The organism is Shewanella sp. ULN5 (genome assembly GCF_030731885.1).
Classification (GTDB): Bacteria; Pseudomonadota; Gammaproteobacteria; order Enterobacterales; family Shewanellaceae; genus Shewanella; species Shewanella holmiensis.
Map to the genome: position 1 here is coordinate 33,456 of NZ_JAPJEE010000020.1, position 16,859 is coordinate 50,314.

Genomic DNA, 16,859 nt, shown 5'->3' on the forward strand with positions numbered 1-16,859 from the left:
TATACTGATGTTTTATCACCAATATGAAACTTACGGCTTAGGTAAAAGGTGGGGAAGCATCAGAAAATACCGCTTCAAATTCATCAAAAAGGTTGAGATTGACAGCGCAGCATTAGCGACTTAAATCGTGATTTTCGCTAATTGCACGAATAACGTGTGAATAATAAACAAAAAAACCAGCAATGATGCTGGTTTTTCATATAACGTTGAAACATTAACGATTGATAAAGTGGTTTGATAACAGCTATTTCAAAATAGTTATTTCAACGCTGCGGTTTCGCGACAGTATTCAACAATGCTATCTCAAGGCTCACTTAAAAACAGCTAACCCAAAACTGGAGAGCTATTGTTATGATACCGATTTACTTCACTTTCCAATTAACTTGTTGGCCTGCAAAAAATGGCACAATTGGGTTACCATTAGGTAAAATGATTTCTTCTGGTACTGTCCAGGTTTCTTTCACTAAGGTGACGGTTCCTGTGTTACGTGGTAACCCATAAAAATCTGCACCATGTAAGCTAGCAAAACCTTCTAACTTATCTAACGCACCTAAGTTATCAAACACTTGCGCATATAGCTCTAATGCACTCCAGGCGCTGTAACACCCTGCGCAACCACAAGCTGATTCTTTACGGTGTTTTTCATGCGGCGCTGAGTCTGTACCTAAGAAAAACTTACTTGAACCCGTTGCCACTGCGGCTTGTAATGCCTGCTGATGAATATTACGTTTTAAAACCGGTAAGCAGAAGTTGTGCGGACGAACGCCACCAACTAACAAATCGTTACGGTTTAATAATAAATGTTGAGGCGTAATCGTTGCGGCTACATTGGCTGACGCAGCGGCAACAAATTCAGCGGCCTCTTTAGTGGTGATGTGTTCGAACACCACTTTAAGCTGAGGCAAGGTTTCGACAATACGTGCTAGATAACGATCAATAAACAACTTTTCACGATCAAAAATATCAATGTGCGATTCGGTAACTTCACCATGAACCAACAACAACATGCCCTGTTCGGCCATCACTTCAAAAATGGGAAACAGTGCATCCAATGCTTTAACCGCTGCATCGGAGTTAGTGGTTGCGCCCGCAGGATATAACTTAGCAGCCACAACACCGACGGCTTTGGCATCAATAATGTCTTGTGCTGTGGTGTTGTTGGTTAAAAATAAGGTCATAAGAGGCTGAAAGCTGCTTCCCTGAGGACGCGCGGTCAGAATACGCTCACGGTAATCTACCGCCATTTGAGCGGTAGTAACGGGTGGCACAAGGTTTGGCATCACAATCGCGCGTTGAAATAGTCGCGCTGTTGCTGGCACAGTTTCTTGCAGCATATCGCCATCACGAAAATGTAAATGCCAGTCATCAGGGGTTGTGATCGTAATTTGCGTCATAATGAGTCCTAATTAGTGCCGCTCATTTCAGGTTTAACCATCAAAGTGGGCTAGATAAATGAGCGAGGAAGATGTGTGCCAAATTTGCCGTTATTGTGCCTGAAAACAACTTGGCTTAATAGATGCGTAATTTGAACGCTGACTTTGCTATGGCAAATAAATACTCATTTGCCGATACCATAATCCCGCTTTATTCACGGTTTGCATTCAACATACTGCTGCGCGGATTTGCAGCTAACAAAAAGGGCACCTGTGATAAGTGCCCTTTGAAAATCAATTTACAACATTAAAATATCAATTCAACACCGGCAAAAGCACCCTTGAACTGCATATCTTGGGTTGTATTAGAGAAGCCATTGACATCAAAGTTGAAGTCACGGTATCCGACACGAACTAGCGTATCTAATGCAACACCATCAAACTGCCAACCAAGACCAGCACTGTAATCATGTACGCCGCTCTCATCTACACCTAGCATCACATCGGCAAATGCAAAAAGCCCTAAGCCCGGCACGCCCACTTGCGCACTACCGTATGCCATCACCACACCACTGTCGATATCGCGTTGGGTCGCGGTACGGGTTAACCCACTACCTGTAAAACCGTCAACACGAAGTGAACCGTGCATTTGCTTATAAGCTGCACCTAAATCTAGCGCAACTAAATCATTGTCTAAAATCTCGTAATACAGTACAAAATCCGTATTACTTAGGTCGTTATAAACAGTTGAAGCACCAGTAAAGTTAACCTGATTGTAGTAAAAGCCACTGCTATCTTTTGAACCTGAAGCTTCTAAACGATTTTCACGGATCTTTATGTTCGGTACAAGTGGAATTGGATGCTCAATAGCCAACCACACACTGCCCTGTGTTTTAGAACCATAGTCATAATTTTGAGCAGGACCTGTGGCATTACCTGCATTACTGTCAGCATTAAAAGTACCCGATGCATCTGTGTTCCAAATATCACCACCGACTTTAAAACCCATAACAGTTGCAGCTTGCGCTGAAGAAACACTTAACAGACCAAATAAGGCTGTTGCTACAAGAGTTTTGTTCATTTTTATCCCTGTGAAAGTAAATTAGTTAAATCAATTACTGCTGCGTTTGCACGCGAAATATAATTAGCCATGACAAGTGAATGGTTTGCGACTAAACCAAAGCCATCACCATTCAATACCATAGGGCTCCACACTGTTTCCTGAGTGGCTTCTAGCTCTCGAATAATCTGTCTTAAGCTAACTTCAGCATTTTTCTTTTCTAACACATCAGCAAAATCAACTTCTACTGCGCGCATAAAGTTTAGTAAAGCCCATGCTGAACCACGGCTTTCATAGAATATATCATCAATTTTCCACCAGCTAGTTTTTATCTCATCGCTCATGGCTGAAGGGGTAGATTGACGAGCCGATGTATCACCAGCTAAATCGGTGTTTAATCGGTCTTGCCCTACACTGGCAGATAAGCGTTGCGAAATACTCCCTAAGCGTTTTTGCACTTCTTTTAACCATTCATTCAGGTTATCCGCTCGGGCATAAAACTGGGCTGATGGGTTACCAGTATCGCTAATTCTTGCTTGGTAAAGCTTGACTAACTTTATCGCATCAGTGTACTCACTTTCAGCACTTGGCACCAACCAACTAGTGTGTTCAATATTAAGCTTTGAATGTGCCGCAGATAAATCTTTATCAGCCGCGGACTGCGACTGTGAACGACTGAACTCTTTACGCATGACCAATGCTAAATCACGTGTTTGCTCTAGCGCACCAAATTCGAACGCAGGCATGTTGTCCATCAAGACTGAAGGCGGCATCATATCATTTGATAACCAACCACCCGGTTTATCCAGTAAGGTTTCCATGGTGACAATCAATGATTGCGTTGTCGCATAACCGACAATCAATTTCCCCTGCTCATTTTGCAATGCTTCTGGTTCAATTGGACTGGGCTCAATACTCCACCACACACTAACAGCGTAGCCAATTAAGCCTGCGACAGCGGCGACAGAAAATACTTTATTCCTTGTAAACTGCATCAATACGATTCCTTAATGATGGTGATGATGTTCGCTATGATCTTGATGCGATGAGTCAGCATTTTTCAATACAGGCAATTCAACCTGTAATTGCTGGTCATTATCAAATATCAATGTTAATACAACCTTATCGTTTTCAGACAATGGCTTATTTAGCCCTAAGATCATAATGTGATCTCCCGAGGGTTTTAACGCTAAAGCACCATGGGAAGTGATTGGAAAACTTTCTACCTGGCGCATTTTTACCATGCCATTTTCATCAACTATAGTGTGTAACTGTGCTTCTTTTGCTGCCGGCGTTTTCACGGCAATTAAATTTACCGCATCGTCACCATGGTTTTCTAAAGTTAAGTATGCCGCGGTATTTGGTACTGATGCCGGCATTGCACGCACATGACCATCGACTAAAATAACGTTGGCACTGGCTGTTAATGATACTGATGTTAGCACTAAAAAACTAAACAAGTGTTTGAATATTATTTTCAATGTCTTAAACTCCATTTAATCCCTGCTCGCGTTCACAAAGGAAACAACGAATGAGTCTTATAAAAATGCGTGATGAACAAGGTGTTCGTATCATCAGCTTTAATCGTCCAGACAAGCGTAATGCTTTTAATCTAGAGATGTATCAACAACTCACAGAATACCTTATCGAGGGCGATAGCAACAACGAGATTCGTGCCTTTATGCTACATGGTGAAGGAAATTGCTTCACCGCTGGTAATGATATCGCAGATTTTTTACAAAGTGGCGACTTAAATGAAGATCACCCAACGGTTAAGTTTCTATTCTGTCTTGTTGATTTAAAAAAGCCATTAGTTGCAGCCGTATCTGGTGCTGCTGTGGGTATTGGCACGACCTTATTACTACACTGCGATCTAGTGTATGCCGATAATAGTGCTAAGTTTCAAATGCCTTTTGTCAATCTGGCATTAGTGCCTGAAGCGGCGTCGAGCTTATTGTTACCGTTAATCGTAGGCCAACAAAAAGCGGCTGAACTCATTTTATTAGGTGATGCATTTAATGCTGCAACGGCCTGTGAATTAAATATTATCAATCAGGTTGTGGAATCCGACGTGATTGAATTTGCACTCACTAAAGCTAGAAGATTAGCTAGCCAACCACCAGAATCACTGCAAGCATCTCGTCAATTGCTGCGCTACAACCAACAACAAGTTAAACAACAAATGCAGCTTGAACTAGTGCATTTTGGACAGCGATTAAAAAGTGATGAATCAAAAAAGCTGTTCCAAGCGTTTCTAAATAAATCATCTTAACCATTTGTACAACAACGCAATTCGCAGTGGCTTGTATTACTGCCTGCCACTGCTCTTCCATTCAAGGGATTGTTTGAATGAAAGAGCACTTAATAATGGGTAGATTTTTTATCCAGTAAAACAGATAACACCAAATACGCAATAAGTGTGACAACGGGATTAGCCAATAAAATCAGCGCACTGATGACTCGAACCCACATCACCGACCAGCCAAATTGTTTCGCGAAATAATGACAAACTCCAGAAACAATTTTAGGCTTATCGATGAGTTTCTCTACTAGTTTTTCCATTGTATTCCTTAATCTCTTATTCAAAAATTAAACATTATCAGTTGAGTTACTCGGGGTGATGCGCAGTTTTGTGAGCAAGTTGGCGATGACGGCGCAACATACAAAGCTCATTAGTGGTAGCAATAAGATTGCTAATAATGGCGTCACCATTCCAAGAGGATCAACAAACATCATTACTTTTGGCTCGCAGTGGTAACTGATTGCTCTGCATCATCACTGGCTAACAGTTTTTCTTGGCTATCGGTATTAACATCAAAAATTTGTTCTGCAATTTGAGTTCTCAACGACAACACAAACTCTTGTTTAGCTGATATAAATAAATCTTGGCTGGCTTGTGAGATGTTTTGCTCTAGTACGTTTAGGGTATCTTGCACCATTGCGTCATTTGCTTGTGCTGCAAAGCTGCTTGCTGACATCATTACGGCGACAACGGCTGCACCTGCAACACGATTTAAACGAATTTTAGAATTTGAATTAAACATGATGGCTTCCTTTTCTGTTTAGTTTGCAATGAAAACCTTTTTCATTGCGGGACAACATAGGTATTACAAACCTTGTGCCAACTTTCAAATAAACAGTTAAACCAATGATTAATAAATAAAATAAAACATGATCATTCAAGAAGTCACTTTTTAAATAATTACTATAAAGAATAAAAAACGAACAGTTAGTAAAGTTCACTACCAAAGTTAGTCAATTAGACCAACATAAATTTGCAACAAAAAAAGCGCTCAAAGGAGCGCTTAATTCAGAGTTAATGATGCCTAAGAATGACTGTTAGGTAGGTGCGTTCTCATTCATCAATGCAATAGCACCTCGAACAACTTCAATTCCAGCACCTGTTTTGTGCGCGTTTTCGCTTAAATAACGGCGCCAACTTCTTGAACCCGGTAACCCCTGAAATAACCCTATCATGTGGCGAGTCACATGATTCAAGCGCCCACCTTGTTGAATATGCCGCTCAATATAAGGCAGCATTAATTCAATCACTTCTTCACGGCTTAATTGAGGTTTGTCACTGTGACAAAGTAACTGATCAACTTGGCTTAAAATATAAGGGTTGTGATAAGCCTCGCGACCAACCATCACCCCATCAACATGCTGTAGATGTGCTTTTGCCTGCTCAAGACTGGTCACGCCGCCGTTGATGCTGATATTTAAATGAGGATAATCCCGTTTTAATTGATACACGCGATCATAATCTAATGGCGGGATCTCGCGATTTTCTTTCGGGCTAAGTCCCTGTAACCAGGCTTTACGGGCATGAATTGTAAAATCAGTACAGCCTTTGTCGCTCACCACATCAACAAAACGGGTTAGAAACTCATAACTGTCTTGCTCATCAATCCCAATGCGCGTTTTCACCGTTATGGGAATATCTGCCACCTGCTTCATCGCATCAACACTTTCTGCCACTAATTCAGGCTCACCCATTAAGCATGCACCAAAACGACCATTTTGAACTCGATCAGAAGGGCACCCCACATTAATATTGACTTCATCGTAACCACGATCGGCTGCCAACTTAGCACAATGAGCCAAATCTTTAGGATTCGAACCACCTAATTGCAATGCCAGCGGATGCTCTTCTTCGTTGTAGGCTAAATAGTCCCCACTACCATAAATAATAGCCCCCGTTGTCACCATCTCGGTATACAACAAGGTATTAGCAGACATAAGGCGTGCGAAATAACGATAGTGGCGATCGGTCCAATCAAGCATAGGTGCGATGGAAAAAGTGCGATCAAGTTTTGCAGTAGAAGTCATAAAAACCAAACATTATTGCTGAAGCGAAAATCCGATTTAACTGCGAATGATATAACTCAATCGCCATTAAAAATGACACATGTAAAAAAGCATTTGATGCTTGTTTAAAATTATATCATGTAAGCCTTGGGTTCAGATACCCAAATCCCTTAGGGTGTTCTAGACTATAACTTAGTGATACAGTGATTATTCTTATGCCTCTTTATTACACCATTGCATTTTCCCATAAGGAAGTAGTCTTTTATGAACGTTGAATTTATTAACCCCTTTCTTGTGTCTTTAGTTAACGTAATATCAACCATGGCCACGATGGATTTAAAACCGGGTAAGCCGCAGCTAAAAAATCACGATATAGCAAAGGGTGATGTGTCAGGTTTAATTGGCATGGTCGGTCCGAAAACCAAAGGTTCATTATCGATTACCTTTGAAGCACCTCTCATTTTAGAAATTATGCATAAAATGCTGGGTGAAAAGCCTAATAGTATCAATGAGGAAATTACCGATTTAGTCGGTGAAATCACCAATATGGTGACTGGTGGCGCCAAAAATTTACTCAGTGACAAGGGTTATGATTTTGACATGGCAACACCTGTTGTGGTGTCAGGTAAAAACCACACGATCTCGCATAAATCCAAAGGAAAGAAGATTTTAATGCCATTTACCCATCCAAACGGGATGGCCTTCATCGAAATCTGTTTTGAAGACATTTAACGTTTATTTTATATAAATCAGCCACAGCTAAAATGGCTGATTCACCATCACCCAAAATTCACTTTCAACTGATCCAACGGCAAATTCAGTTCTGATCACGATGTTTTCGACTTCAAAACGCACACCAGCACCAAAGGTATGATGCATATCTGTATGTAATGCCTGGACATCAAATTCATCACTCACTTTACCTACCTCAGCAAACATCACCCATTGCCACCATGGAATATGGTACAAATTAAAAATTGGCCAATTTTGTAGTGGTTGCCATTGGGGTTTTATGCGGTATTCAAGCGCATAGTTTACAGCGCTTCTACCTGTAAATGATTTAGACGAATAACCTCTTGAACGGTCATATCCACCTAAATACACTCCTGCAAAACTGGGAGGACGACGGTAATCTTGGGTAGAATTTTCATAGTCGTTCCAGGTGGGAGTGTCAGCAACAAACACATTTGCAGCAAGCACTTGTTCATCAAACCAACCATTGCCGCCAATATCATAAAAAAGACTTTGCTCAAACTCCCACAATGTCCAGTGAGGGTCGTCATCGATGGCTAAACCATGCTTTATTTTAACGCTGGTTTTTCCACCATCTTTACTATCATTTTGCGCATCACGATTATCCCACTCAAACTTCAGTTCAACCCCTCGAGCCTTATCAGCAAGCTGATCATTGACTGCTAACTTTCGGTGTTGGGTGTAAGGCGTGATTTTAATGCTACTGACACCGGATGCTAACGGATTCCAGCTAATATCATCGCGACGATCTAACAGAGACTGTTTTGCCCCATTTGCCCCCGTTGCAATAGGCAAAATATATTTAAAGTGTAAACGGCTAAATCCTTCATCCCCTTCAGAAATGATTTTCTCCGTTTGATTATTAGAGGTTTCATTAGCATCTAAGAAATAAATGCCCTGTTCGTAATGGCCTTGATAGCTTTCAAATGAAAAAAGCCACTGCTCAATGGTGGGAATTTGATAATTATATAGCCCTAAAAAACCTATCCAACTGTCATTACTACTGTATAAACCTATCCCAAGCGCTGCGGCTTGAGGCTGGCCAGCATGCTTTATCACTGCCGCGCCGCCCATTGCAGTGCTTAAGGTTTCGGTAGAGAAAATAAACGGTAGCGCAATAAATTCGGCGTCAGGATCTTTATTTTTGCTTAGGGCATCTGTGTGCTGAGTACTTTGCGCTTGTGAAGCAATTAGCGGTTCAACAACAGAATTAGCATTGGCATCAACAACCACTAAACAAAATAGCGCGACACTATACAAGCAGTGTTTCATTATCTCATCTCCGCAAACTTTACGATAAAAGTTCAACCACAACTCTTGGCGTTAACTTGGTCACTAACTCATAAGCTATAGTGCCAATATGTTCAGCAACTTCTTCTACAGCCAGATCTTTCCCCCAAAGTTGAACACTGTCACCGACGTTATCGGTCGCATCTTTGCCTAAATCCACAGTCAACATGTCCATAGAAACACGCCCAACGATTGGCACTCTTCGCCCGTTGATTAATACTGGTGTGCCTTCAGGAGCATTACGCGGATAACCATCGCCATACCCTATGGCAACAACGCCAAGTAAGGTATCTTCTTTGGCTTGCCAGTAAGCACCATAACCCACGGTGTCTCCTGCTTTATGCTCGCGAACTGCAATAAGATTAGATACCAGTTCCATTGCTGGAATAAGTTGGTGATTGACCCCTTTATCGCCTACAACGGGAGATACGCCATAAAGTGCAATGCCTGGTCGTATCCAGTCGGCTTGGCTATGGGGCCAGAACAAGGTTGCGGCTGAATTGGCTAGGGTGCGTTCGCCATCTAATCCTTTAATAAGATCTTCGAATGCTTGTATTTGCTTTTGAGTTAATGGATTTTGCGGTTCATCAGCACAGGCAAAATGGGTCATTAAATTAATGGGTTTTGCCACAGATGGGCAAGACATTAGTCGCTGATAAACATCCGTAAACTGTGTCAAACTGAACCCTAAACGGTGCATGCCTGAATCCACTTTAAGCCAAACTTTCACAGGCTTTGATAAGCTGGACTTTTCTAACATTTCAATTTGTGATTCGTGATGCACGACCGTTTCAATATCGTGCGCCACAATAAGCGGTAAATCAGAGGCGCGGAAAAAACCTTCAAGCAATAATAAACGGCCTTTCACGCCACCATCTCGCAGTTCTAATGCTTCTTCAAAACGTGCTAACCCAAAACCATCAGCCCCGCCAGAATAATTGCCAACACATTGGGCAACATTCAATAGACCATGGCCATAGCCGTTAGCTTTGACTACCGCCATAATTTGACTATGAGGTGCGATTTCACGCAATCTGGCAAGATTCTGCTGTAAGGCATGACGACTGATTTCTGCGCGAGGAAAAGGTTTCAAAAATATAGCCTTATAAAAGCAAATAATGGCCGCAAAGCTAAGCCATTGTTAATTCTGTTGGTGTTATCAATTCAATACTACTGGGTTAATCTTCTTCGAATTGCGGCCCAGCATAGTTATCAAATCGAGAGAAGTGCCCCTGGAACGCCAATTTAACTCGTCCGATAGGGCCGTTACGCTGTTTACCAATAATGATCTCAGCCGTACCTTTGTCTTCAGAATCATCATGATAAACCTCATCACGATAAATAAACATGATGAGGTCAGCATCCTGCTCAATCGCGCCCGACTCACGTAAGTCTGAGTTAATTGGACGCTTATCTGCTCGTTGCTCCAAAGAACGGTTAAGCTGAGATAATGCCACAACGGGGATTTCCAACTCTTTGGCTAAGGCTTTTAATGAACGAGAAATTTCTGAAATTTCTAAGGTACGATTGTCTTTTAACGCTGGCACCTGCATTAGCTGCAAGTAATCGATCATGATCATTGATAAACCGCCGTATTCACGCGCAATACGTCTGGCTCGGCTGCGCACTTCTGTAGGCGTCAAACCAGAGCTATCATCGATGTACATTTTGCCTTGTTCAAGCATAATCCCCATGGTTGAAGACACACGAGCCCAATCTTCATCATCCAATTGACCTGTACGAATTTTGGTTTGATCAACCCGGCCTAACGAGGCCAGCATACGCATCATAATTTGTTCAGACGGCATCTCTAAACTGAAGATTAATACTGGCTTATCTTCATTCATTGCCGCTTGTTCACACAGGTTCATCGCAAAGGTAGTTTTACCCATAGACGGACGCGCAGCAACAATCACTAAATCTCCGGATTGAAATCCAGAGGTCATTTTATCAAGATCAGCAAAACCACTGGAAACCCCTGTCACCCCATTATGTGGGTTATTGTATAGCTGCTCAATTCTATCAACAGTTTTTTCAAGAATCGATTTAATCCCTTCAGGACCTTCACTTGAATTAGCTCGTGATTCAGCAATTTTAAATACTTTGCTTTCAGCTAGATCTAGCAGTTGGCTAGAGTCTCGCCCTTCTGGGTTATAACCTGCATCAGCAATTTCGTGGGCAACACCAATCATGTCTCTTACAACGGCGCGTTCACGCACAATTTGAGCGTACGACAGAATATTACCGGCACTGGGAGTATTTTTAGCAATTTCACCGAGATAAGAAAACCCCCCCGCATCATCAAGTTGGTCTTCAATTTCTAACTGTTCAGAGACGGTGATCAAATCAATAGGCTGGCCGCGCTCCATTAAGCGTTGCATTGCCTGAAAAATCATACGGTGAGAACGTGAATAAAAGTCTTCTGCGACAACCGCTTCAGCAACGCGATCCCAGGCTTCCGCATCGAGCATAAGCCCACCCAATACAGACTGTTCAGCCTCTATCGAATGAGGGGGTAACTTTAATGCATTGACTTCGGCATCTTTCTGCCTATTTCTAGCCTTAAATACGGTTGATTGTTGCGACATTGACACTCCAAGTTTCCAACGACTTTAAAAAATATGGTATAACACCGTGGTCGAATTTAGCTAGGGTAATATTACCCTAGCGGCGATGCTAAAAATACGGAAAAATAAAATACATAAGGATAAAACATGCGTATTACATTGATAGCAGCCCTAGTGTTGTCATCGGGTTTTGCTTATGCCGATGAAGGCCAGTGGCAACCCTATCAGATGCCTTCGATTGCCGATAAACTGACTGAACGTGGTATTGAAATTCCCGCTAAACAACTGGCAGATTTAGGCCAATACCCCATGAATGCCGTAGTTAGTCTGGGCTATTGTACCGCCAGTTTCGTATCTCCCCAAGGTCTAGTTGTCACAAATCATCATTGCGCCTATCGTGGCATTCAATATAACAGCAAAAAAGAACATAATTACCTGGCCGATGGTTTTCTTGCCAAAAAAATGGCCGATGAACCGTCAGCGGGTCCAAACGAACGTTTATACATCACTGAAAATGTCAAAAATGTCACTGAACAGGTTACTGCTAATTTAAGTGATGAGCCGCTGACCCGTTATGAACAGATCCAAACCAACAGCAAAGCGTTAATTAAAGAGTGTGAAGCGGACGATAACTACCGATGCTCGGTAAACAGTTACCACAATGGCTTAGAGTATTATCTAATTAAGCAGCTGATCATTCGTGATGTGCGCTTGGTATATGCACCACCTGAAAGTGTCGGTGGCTATGGTGGTGATATTGATAACTATGAGTATCCGCGTCATTCAGGTGACTTTACCTTTTTACGCGCATATGTAGGTAAAGATGGTAAGCCTGCAGTGTATTCTGAAGATAATGTGCCTTTTACCCCAAAAAGTTATTTAAAAATCAATGCTGATGGCGTTAAAGCAGGTGATGGCGTATTTGCCGCAGGTTACCCAGGTTCAACAAGTCGTTATAACTTAACCAGTGAACTAAAGTTTGCCAGTGAATGGTTGTACCCAACGTATGCCGCTCGCTATCAATTACAAATTGACACCATTACCCAAATGGGCGAAACAGATAGAGATATTGCCATTAAGTACGCAGGCACTATCGCTTCAATGTCAAATCGTATGAAAAAGCTCAACGGCCTATTAGACGGTTTTAAAGCTACCGATATTGTTGGGATTAAGCAAAGCCGCGAAGATGACTTTCTTGCTTGGCTGAAACAAGATAAAGCGGCTAACCCAAAGTTAATTGCTGAGCTTGAAACCTTATTGGCAGAGCAACAAAAGCAAACTCAAACCAATTACTACTTTGAAAACGCGCAATCAAGCACCCTTCTATCTACCGCTAAAAAGCTTTATCGTTTAGCACAAGAAAAGCAAAAACCGGATGCCGAACGTGAGTCTGGCTACCAAGAGCGTGACATGAAGATGTTCCGCGCAGAACTCGAACGTATCGACTCTAGCTTTGCTGTTGAAGTAGATAAAACCTTATGGTTACAGGACTTAAATGCTTATATTGGTCAGCCATTAAAAGTAAAAGTGTTTGATAATGCGTTAGAACATGCCAACAACCATAAAGAGTTTATTGCTAAAGTTGATGGCATGTATGCATTAACAGAACTCACTGATCAGGCAACGCGTTTGGCTTGGATGGATAAGTCTGTTGAAGCGTTTGAAACCAGTAGCGATCCGTTTATTCGTTTAGCGGTTGATGTTCATGCAACTAACATGGACCTTGAAAAAGCCAGTAAGCTATTAGATGGTAAGCTATCCAAAGCGCGTCCAAAGTATATGGAAGCCGTGATTGCTTATTACAAAGCAAACAACTGGCCAGTATATCCTGATGCAAACCGTACATTACGTATTACTTACGGCATGGTGGATGGTTACCAATCTAAAGATGCGTTATACAAACAGCCTTTTACCCGTCTTGAAGGCATAGCGGCAAAACATACAGGTGAAGAGCCTTATAATGCGCCAGCTAAATTGTTAGCCGCTATCGCAACCAATGATTACGGTAAGCATACTATTCAGTCAGTGTATAACGATCCGCGCTCTTGGATGTGTAAGCTAGTGTCGTGTGTTGAGCCTAAAAATGATTTTAACTCTGTTCCGGTTAACTTCTTATCTAGTGTTGACACCACAGGCGGTAATTCAGGTTCTCCCGTCTTTAACGGCAGAGGCGAATTAGTTGGATTAAATTTTGATTCAACTTACGAAGCAATTACAAAAGATTGGTTCTTCAACCCTATCATTACCCGTGCAGTGCATGTTGATATTCGCTACATTTTGTGGATGATGGATCAAGTTGATCATGCTGATAATTTAATAAAAGAATTAGATTTAGTGCGTAACCCTTAATCCTAGATGATATCTAAAAAAATGGCGCTCATATGAGCGCCATTTTTATTAGTTCCGCATACCCGTTTAAGCTAAACCTGCATGGGTACCTTTAATCTAGAGTTTAAACTGAGATGTGGCATTTTTTAGTTGAATAGCGAAGTCATCTAAACCCTGAGAGATATTATGCACTTCCGCTAAAATACTTAATGAATGCTCAAAAGATTCATTCATCTCTATCACGTTGCCCCCTACTTGCTCCGCCACCACAGACTGTTGATCCGTTGCTGACGCAATATGGGTATTCATGCTGTTAATGCTAACAATTTTCGCTTGAATCGACTTCAACGCATCACCGGTATCTTTCGCATAACGCTCGTTATCTGATGATTTGGTGATCGCCGCCCCCATAGTGGTCACTGATGACTCTGCCGCACCTTTTAGCCTTTCCAATACACCACGAATTTCTTTGGTCGCATCGGCAGTTTTAGATGCGAGTGCACGCACTTCATCAGCCACTACCGCAAAGCCTCTACCTTGCTCACCAGCACGAGCCGCCTCAATGGCAGCATTTAACGCGAGTAAGTTGGTCTGTTCTGCAATTGACGTAATCACATTTAAAATAGAACCCACACTCTCGGTATCTCGCGCCAGTTCATTAATAGAATTAGCCGCTAGCTCAATACCCTTATTTAAATCTTGGGAGATATTAATGGTGCGCTGCACAACCGCTAAGCCTGCAGTAGCTTCACGTTCAGCTTCTTGTGCCGCTTCAGCAGCTTGCTGAGCACTGAGTGAAATATTATTAACAGAGTGACGCATCTCTTCCATTGACACATGCACAGTGCGAGCATCTTGGCTTTGTTGTTGCGTCGCCTTAGTCGCTAACGACATTTTATCTTTCAGCGATTTAGCACTTTCTAACAACGGGTTAGTTACACTAACAACGCCTTGAATCGAATCGGCTAATAAACGCAAAAAACGGTTGAAGTTACTTGATACTTGACCAAGTTCATCTGTGCCATTCACGTTCAATTGATGACGTAAATTACCTTTACCATCAGCAAGCTCACCTAATGAATTAGCAACATCTTTGGCTGAGCCACTAATTGAACGCGCAATCGAAATAGTCGCAATAGCCATAATGATAAGTAACGCAATACCAATGCCTAACGTAAGATATAAGCTTTGTTCAGAGCGATTACTTGCCTCGGCAAGTGTTGATGAAAACTCATCAACTTTATCAACTTTATATTGGTTAATACCGTTGGTTAATGTATCAAATACGGCTGATTTTTTTTGACTAATTTGGCCAACCTGACTCATATCGATACTGCCATCTAACATACCTCTGGCAAGATCGGAGGTCATATCATTGTATTCTTTTAAGGCGCGGTTCAAGGTTGATAATGCTTGGGATTGATTATTATCAATGACGCTTAATTTATTCAGATTGCTATCTAAAGACTTAAACACTTTACTGGCATTAGTCAGTAAATCTTCATCAGCAAATGACACTGACTGGGTATATAGCTCGTCAAGCCGTTGAACAAAAATTACGTTCTGATTGGCAAGCTCTACACGTTCACTCACTTTACTTTGCATAAAGTTCATCGTATCGCGGTTTTTGTTTATCGCGACTATGCTGATGGCTAAGTTGACGGTAAAAATGACCACAGATAATACAAAAATTAATCCCACTTTCTTGAAAATGGACATGTTATTAAACCAATTCATACTTCGCCCCCAAGCGATGCTAACAAGTGGTGAACCTAATAAAGATTCTAACCGTGTCAAAAATTGAACTTATCTCGTTCCATGAGAGGCTGTTACTTTGATTTTATAGTTGTGGCACACATAAAAAACGTCGATATCTGTATATCATAGTCAACAGACACAGTGTTGATGAGAAAAACGATAAATAATCTTTCTTTAGCTTCAATTTTTTACCATGACTCTTTTTTATCGGCAATTATGACATAAACTAAACTAAATAATTGAAACTTCTGATTATCTTAAATGAGCCGACTTAATAAGCAAAATAATTTCTAGACGTGCGTTTCACTTGATAAAGTTTTTCATCTGCTAAATGACATAATTGATCTTCAGACATCCCCGATTTAAACACAGCAATGCCCTGTGAAACGGTGACTTTATCACTGACACTTGAATCTGGATGCGCAATGGCTAATCGTTCAAGTTGCTGCTTCACTTTTTCTGCGACAACAATCGCCCCCTCAAGATCGGTTTCAGCAAGTAATAATATAAACTCTTCACCACCATATCTAGCACAAATATCACGTGGGCGATTAGCAATATTTTTGAGCATATTGGCGAAATTAATTAAACACTTATCTCCTTCTTGGTGCCCCAAACTGTCGTTAAGTTTTTTAAAAAAATCGATATCAATTAAAATAATCGCTAGCGGCTGCTTGGTTCTTTCGCTATGAGCAATTTCTTGGTTAATAACATTATCAAAATGACGTCTATTGGCAATTTTAGTCAAACCGTCCTGCGTTGATAGTTCTTCTAATTCTTTAATCAAACGTTGGTTATCGACTTCTTTTGTTATTGCCCTCTTAAACCACTTTTCGCTCACCTTATGCCCAGCCAAAAGAATCAACACAAAACACGCTAAGCGCAAGCTATCAGCCCATACATCAATATCCACACCTGAGATATAGATAAAATTAATGCCTAAATGAAAAGCACATAGCACTGCAACACTACTAAAAAACATATTGCGACTAGGCAGTAGTGAGATGCCAAATGCTAAAACTAAAATATCAATAATTGAAGTGGCGGCATGAATAAAGTTAACTGAATAAAATAACAATGATGAAATAAATATCAACCAGCTGAAAAATAATGCCACAAACAATAATTCAATTGAAAAATCACGCCTAAACAGCAATTTATTAACAGGGCTAAAGAAAACGATAATGGACAATAAAGGGAGCATGGCTAGCAACATAGTCGAGAGTGGTATTTCCCGATATAAAAACACGGGTCGACTGAACAACAGTAAAAGTAATAGGCCTAATGATAACGCTGTCAATCCACGGAAACTTTTCTTCAAATAAATTTGAGTTTCTAATTTTAGCTGTGCGTCAAAAGTCATGATGATATTTCACCTATATTTCTAATATTACAAGTGTATGCATTACCGAGTTAATTAAC

15 protein-coding genes are annotated in these 16,859 nt (G+C 41.2%); 3 read left to right on the plus strand and 12 right to left on the minus strand.

From position 1 onward, the window contains the following. Nucleotides 1-362: 362 nt before the first annotated feature. The 4 genes from pyrC to ORI98_RS15915 form a co-directional block, all read right to left on the minus strand. A complete protein-coding gene (gene pyrC / locus ORI98_RS15900; RefSeq protein WP_306135883.1) occupies nt 363-1,394 on the minus strand; it encodes a dihydroorotase in 1,032 nt (343 codons plus the stop codon). A 286-nt stretch (nt 1,395-1,680) separates the two neighbouring features. After that, the gene (locus tag ORI98_RS15905) at nt 1,681-2,454 is read right to left on the minus strand and encodes a TIGR04219 family outer membrane beta-barrel protein (RefSeq protein WP_306135884.1); all 774 of its coding nucleotides are present in this window, start codon (nt 2,452-2,454) and stop codon (nt 1,681-1,683) included. A gap of 2 nt (nt 2,455-2,456) precedes the next feature. After that, complete coding sequence (locus ORI98_RS15910) at nt 2,457-3,428, minus strand: DUF2333 family protein (protein ID WP_306135885.1); 972 nt, start codon at nt 3,426-3,428, stop codon at nt 2,457-2,459. 12 nt (nt 3,429-3,440) lie between these two features. Continuing rightward, nucleotides 3,441-3,929 (minus strand): copper chaperone PCu(A)C, encoded by a 489-nt coding sequence (locus tag ORI98_RS15915; RefSeq protein WP_306135886.1) that lies wholly within the window; start codon nt 3,927-3,929, stop codon nt 3,441-3,443. Nucleotides 3,930-3,964: 35 nt separating this feature from the next. Between ORI98_RS15915 and ORI98_RS15920 the strand changes: the two genes are divergently transcribed. Further along, the gene (locus tag ORI98_RS15920; protein ID WP_306135887.1) at nt 3,965-4,705 is read left to right on the plus strand and encodes an enoyl-CoA hydratase-related protein; all 741 of its coding nucleotides are present in this window, start codon (nt 3,965-3,967) and stop codon (nt 4,703-4,705) included. Between the two features lie 89 nt (nt 4,706-4,794). On the opposite strand, the gene ORI98_RS15925 is transcribed toward ORI98_RS15920, so the two are convergent. The 3 genes from ORI98_RS15925 to dusA form a co-directional block, all read right to left on the minus strand. After that, the gene (locus ORI98_RS15925; RefSeq protein WP_261298736.1) at nt 4,795-4,995 is read right to left on the minus strand and encodes a PspC domain-containing protein; all 201 of its coding nucleotides are present in this window, start codon (nt 4,993-4,995) and stop codon (nt 4,795-4,797) included. A gap of 173 nt (nt 4,996-5,168) precedes the next feature. Then, nucleotides 5,169-5,477 (minus strand): hypothetical protein, encoded by a 309-nt coding sequence (locus ORI98_RS15930; RefSeq protein ID WP_306135888.1) that lies wholly within the window; start codon nt 5,475-5,477, stop codon nt 5,169-5,171. Between the two features lie 295 nt (nt 5,478-5,772). Continuing rightward, a complete protein-coding gene (gene dusA / locus ORI98_RS15935; RefSeq protein WP_306135889.1) occupies nt 5,773-6,762 on the minus strand; it encodes a tRNA dihydrouridine(20/20a) synthase DusA in 990 nt (329 codons plus the stop codon). A 243-nt stretch (nt 6,763-7,005) separates the two neighbouring features. Here dusA and ORI98_RS15940 point away from each other — a divergent pair, with 243 nt between their 5' ends. Next, nucleotides 7,006-7,473 (plus strand): chemotaxis protein CheX, encoded by a 468-nt coding sequence (locus tag ORI98_RS15940; protein WP_306135890.1) that lies wholly within the window; start codon nt 7,006-7,008, stop codon nt 7,471-7,473. A 27-nt stretch (nt 7,474-7,500) separates the two neighbouring features. Here the strand turns inward: ORI98_RS15940 and ORI98_RS15945 are convergent, their stop codons facing one another. The 3 genes from ORI98_RS15945 to dnaB all read right to left on the minus strand — a co-directional run bounded on the left by ORI98_RS15945 (nt 7,501) and on the right by dnaB (nt 11,372). Further along, on the minus strand, nt 7,501-8,766 hold the full coding sequence (locus ORI98_RS15945; RefSeq protein ID WP_306135891.1) for a hypothetical protein: 1,266 nt from the start codon (nt 8,764-8,766) through the stop codon (nt 7,501-7,503). A gap of 19 nt (nt 8,767-8,785) precedes the next feature. Next, nucleotides 8,786-9,877 carry an alanine racemase gene (gene alr / locus ORI98_RS15950; protein WP_306135892.1) on the minus strand — a complete coding sequence of 364 codons (1,092 nt, stop codon included), beginning with the start codon at nt 9,875-9,877 and terminating at the stop codon, nt 8,786-8,788. A gap of 85 nt (nt 9,878-9,962) precedes the next feature. Next, nucleotides 9,963-11,372, minus strand: coding sequence for a replicative DNA helicase (gene dnaB / locus ORI98_RS15955; protein ID WP_261298805.1), 1,410 nt, complete (start codon nt 11,370-11,372; stop codon nt 9,963-9,965). A gap of 126 nt (nt 11,373-11,498) precedes the next feature. On the opposite strand from dnaB, the gene ORI98_RS15960 reads away from it, so the two are divergent. Next, nucleotides 11,499-13,700, plus strand: coding sequence for a S46 family peptidase (locus ORI98_RS15960; RefSeq protein WP_306135893.1), 2,202 nt, complete (start codon nt 11,499-11,501; stop codon nt 13,698-13,700). A 96-nt stretch (nt 13,701-13,796) separates the two neighbouring features. Here the strand turns inward: ORI98_RS15960 and ORI98_RS15965 are convergent, their stop codons facing one another. Together ORI98_RS15965 and ORI98_RS15970 are read right to left on the minus strand one after the other, a co-directional pair. Further along, complete coding sequence (locus tag ORI98_RS15965) at nt 13,797-15,416, minus strand: methyl-accepting chemotaxis protein (protein WP_306135894.1); 1,620 nt, start codon at nt 15,414-15,416, stop codon at nt 13,797-13,799. A gap of 292 nt (nt 15,417-15,708) precedes the next feature. Further along, entirely contained in the window at nt 15,709-16,800 is a 1,092-nt protein-coding gene (locus ORI98_RS15970; RefSeq protein WP_306135895.1) for a GGDEF domain-containing protein, read from the minus strand. Nucleotides 16,801-16,859: the final 59 nt, after the last annotated feature.

Coding starts and splice junctions, on each gene's coding strand:
- pyrC (WP_306135883.1), bottom strand. CDS start 1,394: ATGACGCAAATTACGATCACAACCCCTGATGACTGGCATTTACATTTT.
- dusA (WP_306135889.1), bottom strand. CDS start 6,762: ATGACTTCTACTGCAAAACTTGATCGCACTTTTTCCATCGCACCTATG.
- ORI98_RS15925 (WP_261298736.1), bottom strand. CDS start 4,995: ATGGAAAAACTAGTAGAGAAACTCATCGATAAGCCTAAAATTGTTTCT.
- ORI98_RS15915 (WP_306135886.1), bottom strand. CDS start 3,929: ATGGAGTTTAAGACATTGAAAATAATATTCAAACACTTGTTTAGTTTT.
- dnaB (WP_261298805.1), bottom strand. CDS start 11,372: ATGTCGCAACAATCAACCGTATTTAAGGCTAGAAATAGGCAGAAAGAT.
- ORI98_RS15970 (WP_306135895.1), bottom strand. CDS start 16,800: ATGACTTTTGACGCACAGCTAAAATTAGAAACTCAAATTTATTTGAAG.
- ORI98_RS15960 (WP_306135893.1), top strand. CDS start 11,499: ATGCGTATTACATTGATAGCAGCCCTAGTGTTGTCATCGGGTTTTGCT.
- ORI98_RS15940 (WP_306135890.1), top strand. CDS start 7,006: ATGAACGTTGAATTTATTAACCCCTTTCTTGTGTCTTTAGTTAACGTA.
- ORI98_RS15920 (WP_306135887.1), top strand. CDS start 3,965: ATGAGTCTTATAAAAATGCGTGATGAACAAGGTGTTCGTATCATCAGC.
- ORI98_RS15945 (WP_306135891.1), bottom strand. CDS start 8,766: ATGAAACACTGCTTGTATAGTGTCGCGCTATTTTGTTTAGTGGTTGTT.
- ORI98_RS15965 (WP_306135894.1), bottom strand. CDS start 15,416: ATGAATTGGTTTAATAACATGTCCATTTTCAAGAAAGTGGGATTAATT.
- ORI98_RS15905 (WP_306135884.1), bottom strand. CDS start 2,454: ATGAACAAAACTCTTGTAGCAACAGCCTTATTTGGTCTGTTAAGTGTT.
- ORI98_RS15910 (WP_306135885.1), bottom strand. CDS start 3,428: ATGCAGTTTACAAGGAATAAAGTATTTTCTGTCGCCGCTGTCGCAGGC.
- ORI98_RS15930 (WP_306135888.1), bottom strand. CDS start 5,477: ATGTTTAATTCAAATTCTAAAATTCGTTTAAATCGTGTTGCAGGTGCA.